10 protein-coding genes and 4 pseudogenes are annotated in these 16968 nt (G+C 69.6%); 11 read left to right on the forward strand and 3 right to left on the reverse strand.

Going from position 1 to position 16968, the window contains the following annotated elements; all coding sequences use genetic code 11:
* Positions 1 to 744: 744 nt before the first annotated feature.
* From KIV56_RS16965 to KIV56_RS16980, 5 genes and pseudogenes are all read left to right on the forward strand, one after another.
* Positions 745 to 2232: an SDR family oxidoreductase gene (locus tag KIV56_RS16965; RefSeq protein ID WP_281534344.1), complete on the forward strand. Its 1488-nt coding sequence runs from the start codon at positions 745 to 747 to the stop codon at positions 2230 to 2232.
* Positions 2233 to 2403: 171 nt separating this feature from the next.
* A pseudogene (locus KIV56_RS19995) lies at positions 2404 to 3756 on the forward strand (DUF2207 domain-containing protein); the annotation flags it as partial.
* A 376-nt stretch (positions 3757 to 4132) separates the two neighbouring features.
* Positions 4133 to 4312 (forward strand): annotated as a pseudogene (locus KIV56_RS20000) (DUF6804 family protein); the annotation flags it as partial.
* 376 nt (positions 4313 to 4688) lie between these two features.
* A pseudogene (locus tag KIV56_RS16975) lies at positions 4689 to 6865 on the forward strand (DEAD/DEAH box helicase).
* Positions 6866 to 6971: 106 nt separating this feature from the next.
* Entirely contained in the window at positions 6972 to 8000 is a 1029-nt protein-coding gene (locus KIV56_RS16980; RefSeq protein WP_134449562.1) for a 6-phosphofructokinase, read from the forward strand.
* A gap of 141 nt (positions 8001 to 8141) precedes the next feature.
* On the opposite strand, the gene KIV56_RS16985 is transcribed toward KIV56_RS16980, so the two are convergent.
* Positions 8142 to 8396: a mycoredoxin gene (locus tag KIV56_RS16985; protein ID WP_134449563.1), complete on the reverse strand. Its 255-nt coding sequence runs from the start codon at positions 8394 to 8396 to the stop codon at positions 8142 to 8144.
* A gap of 38 nt (positions 8397 to 8434) precedes the next feature.
* On the opposite strand from KIV56_RS16985, the gene KIV56_RS16990 reads away from it, so the two are divergent.
* From KIV56_RS16990 to KIV56_RS17000, 3 genes and pseudogenes are all read left to right on the forward strand, one after another.
* A complete protein-coding gene (locus KIV56_RS16990; protein WP_281534346.1) occupies positions 8435 to 8908 on the forward strand; it encodes an 8-oxo-dGTP diphosphatase in 474 nt (157 codons plus the stop codon).
* A 145-nt stretch (positions 8909 to 9053) separates the two neighbouring features.
* Positions 9054 to 10245 (forward strand): annotated as a pseudogene (locus KIV56_RS16995) (inorganic phosphate transporter).
* The gene (locus KIV56_RS17000; protein ID WP_281534347.1) at positions 10242 to 10574 is read left to right on the forward strand and encodes a peptidase; all 333 of its coding nucleotides are present in this window, start codon (positions 10242 to 10244) and stop codon (positions 10572 to 10574) included. The pseudogene KIV56_RS16995 and the gene KIV56_RS17000 overlap by 4 nt, the downstream one beginning before the upstream one ends.
* A gap of 351 nt (positions 10575 to 10925) precedes the next feature.
* On the opposite strand, the gene KIV56_RS17005 is transcribed toward KIV56_RS17000, so the two are convergent.
* Positions 10926 to 12203 (reverse strand): uracil-xanthine permease family protein, encoded by a 1278-nt coding sequence (locus KIV56_RS17005; protein ID WP_281534348.1) that lies wholly within the window; start codon positions 12201 to 12203, stop codon positions 10926 to 10928.
* A 58-nt stretch (positions 12204 to 12261) separates the two neighbouring features.
* Between KIV56_RS17005 and KIV56_RS17010 the strand changes: the two genes are divergently transcribed.
* From KIV56_RS17010 to KIV56_RS17020, 3 genes are all read left to right on the forward strand, one after another.
* Entirely contained in the window at positions 12262 to 13872 is a 1611-nt protein-coding gene (locus KIV56_RS17010; protein ID WP_281534349.1) for a carboxylesterase/lipase family protein, read from the forward strand.
* 68 nt (positions 13873 to 13940) lie between these two features.
* Positions 13941 to 15428: an NCS2 family permease gene (locus tag KIV56_RS17015; protein WP_432432567.1), complete on the forward strand. Its 1488-nt coding sequence runs from the start codon at positions 13941 to 13943 to the stop codon at positions 15426 to 15428.
* Positions 15429 to 15619: 191 nt separating this feature from the next.
* Positions 15620 to 15967 (forward strand): hypothetical protein, encoded by a 348-nt coding sequence (locus KIV56_RS17020; RefSeq protein WP_281534350.1) that lies wholly within the window; start codon positions 15620 to 15622, stop codon positions 15965 to 15967.
* A gap of 131 nt (positions 15968 to 16098) precedes the next feature.
* Here the strand turns inward: KIV56_RS17020 and KIV56_RS17025 are convergent, their stop codons facing one another.
* Positions 16099 to 16944: a FadR/GntR family transcriptional regulator gene (locus KIV56_RS17025; protein ID WP_281534351.1), complete on the reverse strand. Its 846-nt coding sequence runs from the start codon at positions 16942 to 16944 to the stop codon at positions 16099 to 16101.
* Positions 16945 to 16968 lie beyond the last annotated feature (24 nt).

Below are 16968 nucleotides of genomic sequence, written 5' to 3' on the forward strand. Positions count from 1 at the left end.
CGGCTCCACGAGCGGGCCAATCCGCACCTCGCGATCGCCGAACACGACGGGCAGGTGCGGCACGTCCCGGTTCAGCCAGCGCCGGTAGCGCGCCGGCTCGATCGCGAACCGGCCGATGATGACCGCGAGGTCCGTTGACCCGGGCTCCGCCGCATCCGCTTCTGTCGCGCCCGCCGCGCCGGAACGGATGCCTGTGCCGATGCGGTGTTCGTCGGCGCCCTGTCGGCTGCCGTTGACCCTGGCGTCGAGGTCGAGGTCGAGGTCGAGATCGTGGTCGAGGTCGGCGTCGAGGTCGTGGGCGTCGAGCCCGAGGTCGTCGAGGAAGGCACGGAGCCGCGCGGCCGTCGTGCCGCGCCCGTCGACGGACACCCAGTGCCGGCGCGGCGGCGGTTCCGGCCCGCGGTCGTCGAGCAGGACCGGGCGGAGCTCGTCGAGCAGGTCGAGCACGGATTCCGGAGTCGCGCAGCCCGTGCGGCCGAGCATGACGGCCCCGGTGCGGGGCACCCCGGACCTGAGCGCATCGATGACGCGTTCGAGGCCGGGGCCGGGCACACGCACCCGGAGTACCGGGTGATCGACGCCGAGCTGGATGGTGTCCGGCGAGCGCCAGACGAGCGGATATCGGGGGTCGAGTCGAAGAGTCATGCGCCGATCCTGCCGGATTCCCATCGCGCGCGAGCGATTCATCCACAGGCCCGGCAGGCTCCCAGCCTCGGCCCGGGCATTCGCCCTAGGCTCGTGTCCATGACTGCCAGACGAGCACTCGTGACCGGGGCGACCGGTTACATCGGCGGACGGCTGGTTCCGCTCCTCCTCGACGCCGGATTCGAGGTGACCGTGCTGGTTCGCTCGCCGCAGAAGCTCACCGACGTCCCCTGGCGGGACCGGGTGGAGATCCGGGTCGGCGACCTCTCCGACGCCGACGCCGTGGACGCGGCGTGCGCCGGGATCGACGTCGTCTACTACCTCGTGCACGCGATGGGCAGTTCGGGTGACTTCGAGCAGGCCGAGGCACGGGCAGCCCGGACGCTGGCGTCTGCCGCATCTGCGGCCGGCGTGTCCCGGATCGTCTACCTCGGTGGGCTGCACCCGGACACCGAGACCCTCTCCCGGCACCTGCGCTCCCGGGCCGAGGTCGGGCGGATCCTGCTCGCCTCCGGCGTGCCGACCGCCGCCCTGCAGGCCGGCGTCGTGATCGGGAGCGGGTCGACGTCCTTCGAGATGATCCGGCACCTGACCGATGTGCTCCCGTACATGCCCGCACCGAAGTGGGTGCGGAACAAGATCCAGCCGATCGCCGTGCGCGACGTGCTGTACTACCTCGTCGCGGCGGCGGACCTGCCCGACTCCGTCAACCGCACCTTCGACATCGGCGGACCCGATGTGCTCCGCTACGGGCAGATGATGAACGGCTACGCCCTCGAGGCCGGCCTCCGCCAGCGCCCGATCGCCTCATTGCCGGTGCTGACCCCGTGGCTCGCCTCGCAGTGGGTCAACCTCGTCACCCCGATCCCGCGCAACCTCGCCGTGCCGATCATCGCCTCTCTCCAGAACGACTGCGTGATGGGCGAGCACGACATCGACGGCTACATCCCCGTGCCCGACGGCGGCCTGACCGGCTATCGCACGGCCGTGCGGCTCGCACTCGGGCGGATGCGCGACGGCGACGTCGAGACCAGCTGGCGGAACGCCTCGATCGAGGGGGCGAGCAGCAACCCGCTGCCGAGCGATCCGGAGTGGGCGGGGCACCTCGTCTACACCGACCTTCGCACGAAGCACACCCCCGCTGCGCCCGCCGAACTCTGGCGCATCATCGAGGGCATCGGCGGCGACAACGGCTGGTACTCCTTCCCGCTCGCCTGGGCCGTGCGCGGCTGGGCGGACAAGCTCGTCGGCGGCGTCGGGCTCCGCCGCGGCCGGCGCGACGCGGAACGACTGCACACCGGAGACGTGCTCGACTTCTGGCGGGTGGAGAGCCTCGAGCACGGCCGCTTCCTCCGGCTCCGGGCCGAGATGCGGGTGCCGGGGCTGGCCTGGCTCGAGATGACCGCCGAACCGGCCGCCGACGGCGGCTCCGTCTACCGGCAGCGCGCCGTGTTCTTCCCACGCGGCCTCGGCGGCCGACTCTACTGGTTCTCGATCCTGCCGTTCCACGGGATCATCTTCAGCGGCATGGCCAACCGCATCACGGCCACCGCCGAAGCGACGTCTGCGCCCCAGCCCGCTCGCTAGAGTGGGGGCATGCGCCGATTGGCTCGATCCCTGTTCGTCACCATCCTGGGCGCGTTCGCCCTTCTCACCCTGTCCGTCCCCGCGGCGGCCGTCGCGGCCGCGCCTCTCGGCTCGCCGGCGCTGCCCGCGCTCTCCGTGCCCGGAGGCGTCGACGACTTCAGCTTCGATTCGATGCACTCCGACTTCGTGCTCAGCCGCTCAGCGGACGGGCACTCCGCGTTGACGACGACGGAGACCATCGTCGCCCGGTTCCCGGATATCGATCAGAACCACGGCATCCGCCGGTCGATCCCGACCCACTACGACGGGCATCCCACCGGAGTCGACCTGGTCAGCGTCACAGACGAGAACGGCGCACCGCGGCCGAGCGACACGAGCGAGAGCGACGCAGGCGACTTCTTCATCGTGACGAGCGCGGCGGACGGCTACGTGCACGGCGCGCAGACCTACGTGATCACCTACACGCAGCGGGACGTGACCCTGGTCCCGACGGACGCCCAGGACGAGGAGTTCTACTGGGAGGTCAACGGCACCGGCTGGGCACAACCCTTCGGCTCTGTCTCCGCAACGCTCACGGTCGACCCCGCGCTCACCGACCGGCTGACCGGCCAGGCCCGATGCCTGCAGGGATCGGCGACGTCCTCGGCCGACTGCTCCGAGATCAGCACCGATTCGAGCTCGGCGGCGACGACCGGAACCCGGATCACCGCGAGCAGCGGCAGCCTCGCCGCGCATGAGGGGCTCACCCTGGTCGTCGGCTTCACTCCGGGCACCTTCGTGCCGAGGGACAACTCGTTCTTCGCGAGCCCGTTCCCCGCCATCGGCCTCGCCGGTGCCGTGCTCGCGCTCGTCTGCGCCGCCCTCGCGATCGCCCTGCGGGCGACCCGCTGGCGCAACGCCGCCGGCCGGCCGACGATCATCGCCGAATACCTGCCGCCGAAGGGCGTCAACCTGCTCCAGGCCGGCGAGGTCACCCGCACGAGCACCAAGGCCATGACCGCCCAGTTCCTGCAGTTCGCCGTGCGCGGCAATGTACGAGTGCTCGAAGGCTCCGGGCCCAAGCACTACCTGCTCGAACTGCGCAACACCGGGGGCGTCGACAAGGCGGAGCTCTCCGTGCTCGGCCACCTCTTCCCCGGACTGAAACCCGGTACCCAGCGAGACCTCAAACAGAAGAGCACCAGCCTCACCACAGCCGTGCAGGGCGAACTGCGGGCGACCCGCCGGGCGGCGATCCCCGCCGGGTTCCGAGAGAACAAGGGCGGGCCCCTGCGTTCCGCGCTGCTCGGCCTCTCCGTTCTCGGCGGACTCGTCGCCGTCCTCGGCGGCGTCGTCGGTCTCGCCCTCGAGATCGGCGGGGCGTGGCCGTTCCTGGTCCTCCTCGCCGGGCTGCTCGGCGCGATCACGACCGTGTCACTCGCGTCGAGCATCCGCCCGCTCACCGCGGCAGGGGCGGAACTGCGCGACTACCTCGAAGGAGTCAGGTTGTACATCGGAGTCGCCGAAACTGACAGGTTGCGGGTGCTGCAGAGCCCCCAGGGCGCCCTGCGCTCTCCGTACCGCCCGGAGCCGGGGAGCCCGGAAACGATGGTCGACCCCGGCCAGCCGGTGCAGGTGCTCAAGCTCTACGAGCGTCTGCTGCCGTTCGCCGTGCTGTTCGGACAGGAGAAGGACTGGTCGGCCGTGCTCGGCCAGTACTACGCGGAGAGCGGGTCCCAGCCGGACTGGTACTACGGCACCGGTGCGTTCAACGCCGGATTCTTCGCGGCGAGCCTGAGCGGCTTCGCGAGCTCGACGACGGCGGCGTGGTCGGGCACCGCGTCGAGCTCCTCGAGTTCCGGTTTCGGCGGTGGCGGGTCCGTCGGTGGCGGAGGCGGCGGCGGCGGGGGGGGGGCGTCTGATGGGCACCCCGGTCGCACCCACCTTCTCCAGGTCCGCGCTCGCGCCCGGCCTGCTCGGCGCCATCGCCCTCCTCGCCGGTCTTGCCCTGATCGACGCCGACAGTTTCATCATCATCCGCTACGCGGTCAGCATCCTCGCCCTCATCCTGTGCGTCTTCGCCGTGCAGGGGACGGCGTGGTGGTGGCTCATCGGCCTCGCCCCCATCGCCGTGCTGTGGAACCCGATCTTCGTGATCGAGCCTGCACGGGCAGGGCTGGGTGGGCGCCCAGTATCTCGCGGCTCTGCTCTTCATCGTCGTCGGGGTGCGTGTCAAGGTTCCCGTGCACTGAGCGCCGTGTGGGGTGTGCCGTCGGGCGGATGCGCGGGCGTAGACTACAGGTGCGTCGAAACCCGGTCGTCGTCTCGACCTCCCCGGTGTATTACCGAAGCGGTCTGCAGCACAATCGTTTCGTTGGCTCGGCCCGGTTCGACGATTGCTCGCTCTGGTGTCCACGGATGCCGCACGACGTCGCGCGTGGATCACGCTGCCGCAGCCGCTGTGAAGTTGGAGAAGAATGGCATACACCCGCCAGGCCCCAGGCTCGAACAACCATGCCCCGGCCGGAGGCCGCGCCCGGCAGCGCGCACGCTCCAGGGACGACGACGCCCCGATCATCCCGATCCTCGCGCGCAAGGTGCGCGAGGTCGAGGCCAAGGCCCAGTCGGGCACCAAGCTCGGGCCCACGAACCGCACGAAGTACCAGGTCATCGCGCTCCTGATGCGCGAGGAACGCGCCAGGGTCAAGGGCGACCGCGAGCTCACCGACGCGAACCGGGCAGAGCTGCTCAAACGCCTCGACGGCATCGCCCAGATCCTCGCGAAGACCGCAGCACGCGACACGAGCCTGATCACGCTCCTCGAACCCGACGCCGGCGTCTCGACCGTCGCGCAGCGCTTCCGCCGCGACTGGCTCCTCGAATCCGGGGCAGAACTGAGCCCGGACGAACTGATCATCACCCGCGAGCCTGAGGTCAAGCCCGAGGAGCCGGAGAATCAGGTCGTCCCGCAGTCCGTGCGGGCGCGCCAGCTCGCCAACCCCTTCCTCGCCCCCGATTTCAGCGCAGTCCAGGCAGCCCCCGTCATCTCGGGTCGCCGCCTCGCCAACTGGGAACTCATCGGCCCGCTCTTCAAGTCCTTCGAATACGGCTCAGGCGGCCAGGCCGCGAGCATGGACCTGCCGGAGGCGCCCGTCATCGACCGGCTCTCCCCGCCCGGCATGGAACTCATGCGCCACCAGTCCCGCTTCATCGAGAGCGCGCGGCTCGGCCATCGCAGCTACCTGCTCGCCGACGAGCCGGGGCTCGGCAAGACCGCCCAGAGCCTGCTCGCGGCCTCCGTCGCCGGCGCGTACCCGCTCCTCGCCATCGTGCCCAACGTCGTCAAGATGAACTGGGTGCGTGAGGTCGAGATGTGGACGCCGCAGCGCCGGGCGACCGTCATCCACGGCGACGGCGACACCCTCGACGCCTTCGCCGACGTCGTCATCGTGAACTACGACGTGCTCGACCGGCACCGGGCCTGGCTCGGCACCCTCGGCTTCAAGGGCATGGTCGTCGACGAGGCTCACTTCATCAAGAACCTGCAGTCGCAGCGCTCCCGCCATGTGCTCGCCCTCGCCGAGCAGATCCGCCGCCGCACCCCCGGCGGCAACCCGCTCCTGATGGCCCTGACCGGTACCCCGCTGATCAACGACGTCGACGACTTCCGCGCCATCTGGCAGTTCCTCGGCTGGATCGACGGCGACAAGCCGACCGCGAAACTCCTGGCGCGCCTCGAGGCCACCGGCCTCACCCCGGCGGATGCCGGCTTCTACCCGAGGCCAGGGCCGCGGTCATCGACATGGGCATCGTGCGCCGCCGCAAGGTCGACGTTGCGGCGGACCTGCCCGCCAAGCGCATCGCCGACCTGCCCGTCGAACTCGACGACGACCTCGGCCGGTCGATCCGCCAGGCCGAACGGGAGCTCGCCGCCCGCCTCGTCACCCGGTATCACGGTCTCGTGTCCGCGCGTCATCCCGGCCGCAAGGCGCCGACCCTCGACGGTGCAGAGCGCGCCGCGTTCATCCGCGCGGTCGCCCACGCGGAGCTCGAGGAGTCCAAGGGCCAGACCACCGGCGAGAACGTGTTCACGATGGTGCGCAAGATCGGCCAGGCCAAGGCCGGACTCGCCGCAGACTACGCCGTGCAACTCGCGCACTCGGTCGGCAAGGTCGTGTTCTTCGCCAAGCACATCGACGTCATGGACACCGCGGAACAGATCTTCGCCAAGCGCGGCATGCGTTCCGTCTCCCTCAGGGGCGACCAGACCGCGCTCGCCCGCCAGGCCGCGATCGACTCCTTCAACAACGACCCGGGCGTCGCCGTCGTCGTCTGCTCGCTCAGCGCCGCCGGCGTCGGGGTCAATCTGCAGGCCGCCTCGAACGTCGTGCTCGCCGAGCTCAGCTGGACGGCCGCAGAGCAGACCCAGGCCATCGACCGGGTGCACCGCATCGGCCAGTCGGAACCGGTCACCGCGTGGCGGATCATCGCCGCGCACACGATCGACGCGCGCATCGCCGAACTGATCGGCAGTAAGCAGGGTCTCGCGGCCCGCGCGCTCGACGGCGTCGAGGGTGAGGTCTCGTCCGAGGACTCGATCCAGGCCAGCGCACTCGTCTTCCTGCTCACCCAGGCGCTCGACGGGGAGCTGTAGCCCGGGTTCCCCGGGCCGGATTTGAGTCTGGCCCCGATTCGGGACCATCATTAGGGGTTGGTGAGAGCGCCGACATGAGTACTTAAGCATGAAGGAGCAGTCACAGATGAAAATTGGTATCCTCACGAGCGGTGGAGACTGCCCCGGGCTGAACGCGGTTATTCGCGGTTCCGTCCTTAAAGGTGTTCGCGTTCTCGATGACGAATTCATCGGCATCCGCAACGGCTGGCGCGGGCTGGTGCAGGGGGAGTTCATGACCCTCGATCGCCACAGCGTGCGTGGATTATCCCGCCAGGGCGGCACCATTCTCGGCAGCTCGCGCACCAACCCGTTCGAGGGCGAGAACGGCGGGCCCGTTAACATCCAGAAGATGATGGATGCCGAGGGCATCGACGCCATTATCGCGATCGGTGGCGAGGGCACGCTGACCGCGGCCCGCCGCCTCACCGACGCAGGCATCCGCATCGTCGGCGTACCGAAGACCATCGACAACGACCTCGAGGCCACCGACTACTCGTTCGGCTTCAACACCGCCGTCGAGATCGCCACCGAGGCCATCGACCGCCTCCGCACCACCGCCGAGTCGCACGGGCGTTGCATGATCGTCGAGGTCATGGGCCGCCACGTCGGCTGGATCGCCCTGCACTCCGGAATGGCCGGCGGAGCACACGCCATCCTCATCCCCGAGCAGAGCCAGACCATCGAGCAGATCTGCGAGTGGGTCCTCAGCGTCCGCGACCGCGGCCGCGCACCGGTCCTCGTCGTCTCGGAGGGCTTCAAGCTCGCCGGCATGGAGGAAGCACTCTCCACCAAGGGCCTCGACGCGTTCAACCGCCCCCGCCTCGGCGGCATCAGCGAAATGATCGCCCCGATGGTCGAAGAGCGCACCGGCATCGAAACCCGCGCGACCGTCCTCGGCCACACCCAGCGCGGCGGCTCCCCGTCGGCCTACGACCGCGTGCTCGCCACCCGCCTGGGCATGGCCGCCGTCGACGCGATCCACGCCGGCCAGTGGGGCTCCATGGTCTCGCTCAAGGGCACCGACATCGAGATCGTCAGCATCGCCGACGCCACGATCGGCCTGAAGACCGTCCCGCAGGCACGCTACGACGAGGCCGCCGTCCTCTTCGGCTAAAGCCGGCAGCATCACCCGATCGCATCCCTGAGGGGTCGCAGATCGACCTTCGCAGCACACGGGAAGGTCGAATTGCGACCCCTCAGCGTGTGAGAAGGTCGATTTGCGACCCCTCAGCTGGTGGAACCGGGGAGGAGAGGGTCAGGCGAGTTTGGCCTGCACCTGCGCGAGCGAGGGGTTCGTCGCGCTCGACCCGTCCGGGAACAGCACGGTCGGCACGGTGCGGTTGCCGCCGTTCAGGCTCATCACGAGTTCGCTCGTGCCGTCGACCTCTTCGACGTTGACCTCGGTGTAGCCGACGCCGGCCTTGTCGAGCTGGGACTTCAACCGGGAGCAATAGCCGCACCAGTTGGTCGTGAACATGGTGATGGTGCCCGACTCGGGAACGAAATTCATAGGCGCAGCCTAACAAACCCCGCCGTTAAGCTGGGACCATGACCCTGCCCCAGGTGTGCGTGTGCTACCTCACCCGCGAATCGCCCGCCGGCGTCGCCCAGGTTCTCCTCGGCCGTAAGAAGAAGGGCCTCGGGCTCGGCAATATCGTCGGCCTCGGCGGCAAGCTCGAACCCGGTGAAACCGCGGTGGATGCCGCGGTGCGCGAAATCGAGGAGGAGTCCGGACTCCGTGTCGCGGCATCCGCCCTGACCGCCCTCGGCGTGCTGACCTACCTGTTCCCGCACCGGGAGGCGTGGAGCCAGGAATCGTCTGTCTTCGTGTGCCGTGACTGGAGCGGCACACCCCGGGAATCGGACGAACTGAACCCGGTGTGGTTCGACGTCGCGGCGCTGCCCCTCGACGAGATGTGGGACGACGCCAGGCACTGGCTGCCCGGCGTTCTCGCGGGGGTCCCGGTACGCGAGACCTTCACGTTCGGGCCCGACCTCGCGACGGTCGTCGCCCGCGGGTGAACGTCCGGTGAACCAGGGGTTGCCGCCCGTTGAATTGACCTGACCTCCCGGGAGTGTCAGGATCGTAAGGTCGCTTGCTCGTCCGGCGTCCGGGAAACAGCGCGGATTCGGCTGCACCCCGTTGAGCCGAACAAGAAAGCCTCCGGTGGATCTCACCCTGATCGTCGCGCTCGTCATTGCGCTCTCCCTCGTCTTCGACTTCACCAACGGCTTCCACGACACCGCGAACGCGATGGCGACGCCGATCGCGACCGGGGCGATGCGACCCAAGGTCGCCGTCGGCCTCGCAGCGGTGCTCAACCTCGTCGGCGCCTTCCTCTCCACCGAGGTCGCGAAGACCGTGTCGGGCGGCATCATCCGAGAGGGCAACGGCGGGGTCCAGATCACGCCGCAGATCATCTTCGCCGGCCTCATCGGCGCGATCGTCTGGAACCTGATCACCTGGCTCCGCGGCCTGCCCTCGAGCTCGAGCCACGCCCTCTTCGGCGGCCTGATCGGCGCGGCCATCATCGGGATCGGCGTTCAGTCCGTCGACTTCGGGGTCGTCTTCGCCAAGGTGATCCTGCCCGCACTGATCGCGCCGGTCACGGTCGGTGTCGTCGCGCTCATCGCGACCCGGCTCGCCTACTTCATCACCCGTCGTGACGCCGGCAAGGCGGACGGCCGGGGCGGCTTCCGCTACGCGCAGATCTTCTCGTCCTCGCTCGTCGCCCTCGCCCACGGCACCAACGACGCGCAGAAGACCATGGGCGTGATCACCCTGACCCTCATCGCCGGCGGATTCCAGGCCGTCGGCAGCGGCCCGCAGTGGTGGGTCATCTGCACGTGCGCGCTCGCGATCGCGATCGGGACGTACACCGGCGGCTGGCGGATCATCCTCACAATGGGCAGGGGGCCTCACCGACGTCAAGCCCGCCCAGGGCTTCGCCGCCGAGACCAGCACGGCCGCGACCATCCTCGCGTCCAGCCACCTCGGCTTCGCGCTCTCGACAACTCAGGTCGCCTCCGGCTCCGTCATCGGGTCCGGCCTCGGCCGCCGCGGGGCGACCGTGCGCTGGGGCATGGCCGGCCAGATCGCACTCGGCTGGCTGCTGACCCTGCCCGCCTCCGCGGTCATGGGCGCGTTCGCCGCCGGCTTCACGCTGCTCGGGCCGATCGGACTCGTCATCGACCTGGTCCTCGGCTCGGTCATCGTCGCTCTGTTGTTCCGGCAGTCGCGGCGCACCCGCATCACCCACGACAACCTGCACGACATCGATGACGCCGCCCTTGTCGTCAAGATCAAGAAGACGCCGCGGCGCATCGCGCGCCGCGACCGGAAGAAGGTATCGCTGTGATCGACTGGGGAGCATTCTTCGTCGTGGCCGGGGCCTCGCTCCTGGCGTCGACCGTCGTCGTGAGCCTGTACTCGCTCGGACTCCGGCTGCTGACCAGCGCCGGCCGGGCCCTCGTCGTGGATCCGGCGTCCTTCACCGGCGCGATCACGGTGCTCACGCCCAAGCGGGCCGCGAAAGAGGCCAAGCGGCGGCGCAAATCAGCGACGGCGAACCCGCTGACCGCGTTCCAGAAGCGCCTCGCGCTCGTCGGGGCCTATGCCTGCTTCTCGGTCAGCGTCGCGGCCGTGCTCTACGGCGTCTACCTGATCGTGCCCGCCCTGCACCGCTGACCGGATGTCGCACGCACGGTCCGCGTGACCGGTCGCGCGTGCTCGGAGCGGCTCCCCGGTCGGGGCTCAGGCGCTGCAACGTCGGAGGATTTCGCGACCGGCGGCATCCGCCGCCCGGGGATGCGGCGTGTCGCGAAAAACTCCGACGTTGCGTCGGGCGACGCGCCGCGCGGCGACCGGCGGTCGGTGGATGCTGGGCGCAGGCTCCCGCGTGAAGGGTCGCGGCGTTGCGCGTTGAAGGGCGCTGCAATGTCGGAGGATTTCGCGACCGGCGGCATCCGCTGCCCGGGGATGCGGCGTGTTGCGAAAAACTCCGACGTTGCGTCGGACGACCCGTCGCGGGCCAGCGGGTCAGCGGTCGGTGCGGCGGAGCCGGCCGATCACGGTCATCACGTGGTAGATCACGATCGCGGCGACCGTGCCGAGCGCGATGCCGTTGAAGCTCAGGGTGCCCGCGGTGAAGGTGTAGTCGGCGATGCCGATGATCAGCGCGGTCGCGGCGGTGAACTGGTTGACCGGGCGGCTGAAGTCGACCTTGTTGTCGAGCCAGATCTTGACGCCGATGATGCCGATCAGGCCGTAGAGGGCGGTCGTGACTCCGCCGAGCACACCGGCGGGGATCGTGTTGATGACCGCGCCGATCTTGGGGGAGAGGCCGAGCAGCACGGCAACGAGGCCGGCGACCCAGTACGCGGCGGTCGAGTAGATCCGGGTCGCGGCCATCACGCCGATGTTCTCGCCGTAGGTCGTCGTTCCGGAGCCGCCGCTGAACCCGGCGAGCATCGTCGCGAGCCCGTCGGCCATCAGGGCGCGGCCGGTGAACCGGTTCACCTTCGCATCCGTCATCTGGGCGACGCCGCGGATGTGGCCGACGTTCTCGGCCACGAGCACGAGCACGACCGGCAGGAATGCGGGGAGGACGCCGAGCACGGCGGCGTTCTCGAAGGGGTTCGTCGGCAGCGTGAAGGGCGGGAGGCCGATCCAGGCGGCCTCGTTGACCTTGGAGAAGTCGACCTGGCCGGACAGGACGGCGGCGAGGTAGCCGACCGCGACACCGATCACGATCGAGAGCCGACCGAGGATGCCGCGGAACAGCACCGTGGAGAGGATGACGGCGGCGAGGGTGATCACGGCGGTCAGGGGAGCGACGACGAAGTTCGCCTTGGCGACCGGGGCGAGGTTGAACCCGATCAGGGCGACGATCGCGCCGGAGACGACGGGCGGCATCAGCGCGTCGATCCAGCCGGTGCCGGTGACCTGCACCACGACGCCGATGACCGCGAGCAGGACGCCGACGGCGAGGATGCCGAACAGGGCGCTCCCCATGCCGGCCGTCGCGACGGCGGCGGTGATCGGCGCGATGAAGGCGAACGAACTGCCGAGGTAGCTGGGGAGCTTGTTCTTCGTGAGGATCAGGAAGAGCAGGGTGCCGACACCGGAGAAGAAGAGCGTGGTGCTCGGCGGGAAACCGGTGAGCAGGGGAACGAGGAATGTCGCGCCGAACATCGCGACGACGTGCTGGGCCCCGATACCGATCGTGAGGGGCCAGTTCAGGCGCTCACCCGGCCCGACCACGTCCCCGACCCCGACCGTTTTTCCGTCGCCGTGCAGGGTCCAGGGCAGTGCCATTGTCGCTCGTTTCGTAGTGGGACGTATTCCGATCGTAGTGAAGAATTAGGATCGGACCGTGACTCGAACCGTTCAGCCCGCCCACGACGACTCGCTTGACGCGGCACTGACCGTCCGGATCGGGACCGGCCTGGTGCGCGGCATCCGGGTGCGGGGGGTCCGCGCCTGGCGGGGTATTCCCTACGCCGCTGCGCCCGTCGGGCCTCTCCGGTTCCGAGCCCCGCGGCCGCCGGAGGCATGGCCGGGTGTCCGCGATGCGACCGACTGGGGACCCGTGTCGCCGCAAAGCCACAAGGGCCAGTTCAACGGGGCTCGCCCGGACATCCCGCAGGGCGAGGACTGCCTCAATCTCAACGTGATCGCCCCTGACACGCCGGTCGACCCGGCCGCGCTCCGCCCGGTGATGGTGTTCATCCACGGGGGCGCGTACAGCGTCGGGTCGTCGCGCGAGGTGCCCACCCAGGGCGAGGGCCTCGTCCGGCGAGGCGGCATCGTCTACGTCAGCCTGAACTACCGTCTCGGCGCGCTCGGCTACCTCGACTTCAGCAGCTACTCGACGCCGGAGCGCCCGTTCGAGAGCAATCTCGGGCTGCGGGACCAGACCGCCGCCCTCACCTGGGTGCGGGATAACATCCGCTTCTTCGGCGGTGACCCGGATGCCGTGACGCTCTTCGGCGAGTCGGCAGGGGGCAACGCCGTGACGACCCTGATGACCGTGCCGAGCGCCCACGGCCTCTTCCAGCGCGCGATCGCCCAGAGCGCACCGCCGAACGCGGTGTACCCGCCTGCGCTCACGGCGGAGTGGGCGCGCGACTTCGTGAGTATCCTCGCCGCACGCGCGACACCGGAAGGGATCGCCCGCGCGACGGAGAATGCCGGACCGGACGCGAACCCGGATCCGCTCGAGCAGTCCCGGGCGTTGCTGCTCGGCGCGTCACCCGCCCGGCTCGCGGCCGCCACGATGGAGCTCACCGTGCGGGCACCCGACCAGTACCCCGGCACGATTCCGCTGTCGCCCGTCATCGACGGTGACTTCCTGCCCGAACGCCCGCTCGACGCATTCCGGGACGGCCGCGCCGCCCGGATCCCGCTGATCATCGGCACCAACGCACGCGAGGGCTCCCTTTTCAACGGACGGATCGACATCCTCGCGTCGACGCCCAAGCGCATCCGCGCGATCTTCGCCAACACGAAGAAGAAGGCGCGGAAGGCCCTCACCGCGCAGTACCCGGGGATTCCGGCGCTGCGGCCGGCCCTCGACTTCGGCGGCGACTTCTCGTTCTGGTACCCGAGCGTGAAGGTCGGCGAGCGCCACTCCCGCTACGCACCCGTGCACTTCTACCGCTTCGACTTCGCTCCGCGCCTCGTGCGGCGGATGGGCTTTGACGCGACCCACGGCCTCGAACTGTTCCCGCTCTTCGACCGGCTCGACGGCTGGTTCGGCCGGGGCATGACGATCATCGGCGGCCGGCGCGAGTTCAAGGCGATCGGGGCGCGCATGCAGCGCTGGTGGCTCGGCTTCGCGACGACGGGTGAACCGGATGCCGCGTGGCCGCTCTATGACGAGGCGCGCCGGGCGACCCTCATCATCGATGCGGTGGACCGGGTCGAGTCCGATCCGCTTGCCGAGCGGCGGCTGGCGTGGGGAGCCTTCGTCCCGCACGTCTGATCGGGACAGGCAGGGGCCTGAGAGCGACAAGCGTAAGCTGGAAGCTGCAAATCAGCCGAGACGGCAACTTGGAGAACCCCATTCCCGTTACACAGACCGACACGCCCACACCGCTCCCGACCGGCCTGAAGGCGCGTCTCGACCGGTACTTCGAGATCACGACCCGCGGTTCCAGCTGGGGCCGTGAAGTCCGCGGCGGCCTCGTCACCTTCGTGACCATGGCGTACATCGTCATCCTCAACCCCCTCATCCTTGGCGGTTTCAGCGCTGACCAGGCCTCTGTCGACGTCGTCGGCGGCTGGCTGCCGAACGCCCAGGTTGCCGCGGTCACCGCGCTCACCGCCGGCGTCATGACGATCCTCTTCGGCGTGATCGCCCGCCTGCCGTTCGGCTTCGCCGCGGGCCTCGGCATCAACTCCTACCTCGCCGTCAGCGTCGTCGGGCAGGTCACCTGGCCGGAGGCGATGGGCCTCGTGCTCATCAACGGACTGATCATCGTGCTCCTGGCCTCGACCGGGCTCCGCGAGATGATCTTCAACGCCGTTCCGCACCAGCTCAAGATCGCCATCACCGTCGGCATCGGCCTGTTCATCGCGTTCATCGGCCTCGTCGACTCCGGATTCGTCCGCTCGAGCGGCACCGCGAGCCCGCCCGTGCAGCTCGGCGACAACGGCTCGATCGTGACGCTGCCGACCACCGTGTTCGTGATCGGCCTGCTCCTGATCGGCGTGCTCGTCGCCCGCAAGGTCAAGGCCGCCATCCTGATCGGTATCGTTGCGACCACGGTCGTCGCCGTCATCCTCGAGGCGATCTTCAAGGTCGGGCCCTCGCTGGGCACCAACACCTTCGGCTGGAACCTCAACGCGCCGGTGCTCCCGACGACCGTAGTCTCCCTGCCCGACCTGAGCCTGCTCGGCCACGTCAGCTTCGGCGCCTTCGACCGCATCGGCGTCCTCGCGGCACTCATGCTCGTCTTCACGCTCGTCTTCACGAACTTCTTCGACGCGATGGGCACCATGACCGGCCTCGCGACCGAGGCGGGCCTCGCCGACAAGAAGGGCAACTTCCCCCGCCTGAAGTCGGCCCTGATCGTCGAGGGCGTCGGCGCCGTGCTCGGCGGCGCGACGTCGGGCTCCTCCAACACCGTCTTCGTCGAATCCGGCGCCGGCATCGGCGAGGGAGCCCGCACCGGCTTCGCGAACATCATCACCGGCCTTCTGTTCCTCGCCGCGATGTTCTTCACCCCGCTCACCCAGATCGTGCCCCTCGAGGTCGCCGCGGCCGCGCTCGTGATCGTCGGCGCGATGATGGTCTCGCAGATCCGGTTCATCGACTTCAGCGAATTCTCCATCGTGTTCCCCGTGTTCCTCACCATCATCGTGATGCCGCTGACCTATTCGATCGCCAACGGGATCGGCGCCGGCTTCATCAGCTGGGTCGTCGTGCGCTCGTTCTCCGGCAAGGCACGCGAGATCAGCCCGCTGCTCTGGATCGTCGCGGCCGGCTTCCTGGTCTTCTTCGTGCGCGGCCCGATCGAGACCCTGATCGGCGGCTGACCCCCCTCACCAATTCGACGGAGTTCTTGCCCGGAATGCGCTTAGATCGCGCTCTCACGGGTCAGAATCCCAAAATCTCCGTCGAATCGGTTGGGGCGGATGCGGGGGATAGCCCCATGGTCGACGTCTGGCCGGCTTCGTACTCTGGAAGAGAGCCGCGAACCGCGGCCGCATCCCAAGGAGAGCCCAGAATGTCCACCCTGCATCCCGACCAGACGACCCCGCCCGCTGCGTACCCGGCCCCGGCGGCGTACGACTACCCGCCGGCCGCGCCGGTCCGGCCCTCGAGCCCGCTCGCGCTGACGAGCCTCGTGCTCGGCCTCGTCTCGATCCTCGCCGGCTGGACCTTCGTGGCGCCGATCGTCGGGCTCGTCACCGGCATGCTCGCCCTCGGCCGGGAACCATACGCCCGCACGATGGCCCTGTGGGGCATCGTGCTCAATGCCGTGATGCTCGCCGGGGTGTTCCTGCTGCTGGTGCTCGGCCTGGTCTTCGGGCTCGCCTTCCTGCCGTTCCTGCCCTTCACCATCGCCCTCTGACCTGGCGCCTGCGCCGACACTCGCCGTTTGCACCGACCGTCGCCGTTCCACCGGCGATTCTCGGCACGAGCGGCGAGTGTCGGGGCCCGACCGCGGCATCCACTCGGTCCGGAAGCGAGCAGCGCTGTGCGCTACTCGAGGAAGCCGCGGAGCAGGAGAGCGGTGCCGGCGAGGTGCTCGGCCATCGCCTGCGCGGCCGCATCGGGCCGTCCGGCCAGGATCGCCGCGACGATCTCCTCGTGTTGCCGGTCCGAATGCACGATGTTCGGGCCCAGGAGCGGGATGGCGTCGAGGAGCTCGTTGACCCGCATCCGCACCGCGGCGAGGAGCGGCACGAGCGAGGGGGAACCGGCCAGTTCCCCGATCATCAGGTGCAGCCGGGAATCGAGACGCCGGTAGTCGGCTCCGGTGGCGGCCCGCGACTCGGCCAGGCTCGCCCAGAGCTGTTCCCGCGCGGCCTGCCCGAGCGTGCGGGCGGCGGCGTGCCGGGCGGCGCCCACCTCGAGGATCTCCCGGAGGGTGAGCGCGTCGTCGATCTCGCGCGCGGGCGGCACCCGCCGGGCGAGCGGATGCGCCGGCGCCGGAACTCCGGAGCCCGAAGCACCCCGGTCGGTACCGTCCGCACCGTCGGTGACCTCGGACCCGCCTGTGTTCGGTTGCGTGTGTCGCGTCCGAGTGCCGTCGGTCGCATCGCCGGCACCCGGCAGGACCTCCGTCACGAAGGTGCCGCCGTAGCGGCCCCTGCGCGCGACCAGGTACCCCGCTTCGGCGAGGCTCTTGAGTGCATCCCTCAGGGTGTCGCGGCTCACCGCGAGCATCGCCGCGAGTTCGCGTTCCGCCGGGAGTCGCTCGCCGGGAGCGATCAGCCCGAGACGCACCGTCTGCAGCAGGCGCTGCACGGTCTCCTCGAAGGCGTTGCCGCCGTGCACCGGCCGGAGCAGGAGGCCGCTGTCGCGGCCGGGGGATTCATCGATCATGGTGGGTCCGTTACGTTTACCGGT

Origin of the sequence: Cryobacterium breve (assembly GCF_027594785.1) — a bacterium.
GTDB lineage: Bacteria > Actinomycetota > Actinomycetes > Actinomycetales > Microbacteriaceae > Cryobacterium > Cryobacterium breve_A.

What these genes read in the sequence shown, in the direction of transcription:
- KIV56_RS16965 (WP_281534344.1), top strand. Translation starts at nt 745, where the DNA reads ATGACTGCCAGACGAGCACTCGTGACCGGGGCGACCGGTTACATCGGC.
- KIV56_RS16980 (WP_134449562.1), top strand. Translation starts at nt 6,972, where the DNA reads ATGAAAATTGGTATCCTCACGAGCGGTGGAGACTGCCCCGGGCTGAAC.
- KIV56_RS16985 (WP_134449563.1), bottom strand. Translation starts at nt 8,396, where the DNA reads ATGAATTTCGTTCCCGAGTCGGGCACCATCACCATGTTCACGACCAAC.
- KIV56_RS16990 (WP_281534346.1), top strand. Translation starts at nt 8,435, where the DNA reads ATGACCCTGCCCCAGGTGTGCGTGTGCTACCTCACCCGCGAATCGCCC.
- KIV56_RS17005 (WP_281534348.1), bottom strand. Translation starts at nt 12,203, where the DNA reads ATGGCACTGCCCTGGACCCTGCACGGCGACGGAAAAACGGTCGGGGTC.
- KIV56_RS17020 (WP_281534350.1), top strand. Translation starts at nt 15,620, where the DNA reads ATGTCCACCCTGCATCCCGACCAGACGACCCCGCCCGCTGCGTACCCG.
- KIV56_RS17025 (WP_281534351.1), bottom strand. Translation starts at nt 16,944, where the DNA reads ATGATCGATGAATCCCCCGGCCGCGACAGCGGCCTCCTGCTCCGGCCG.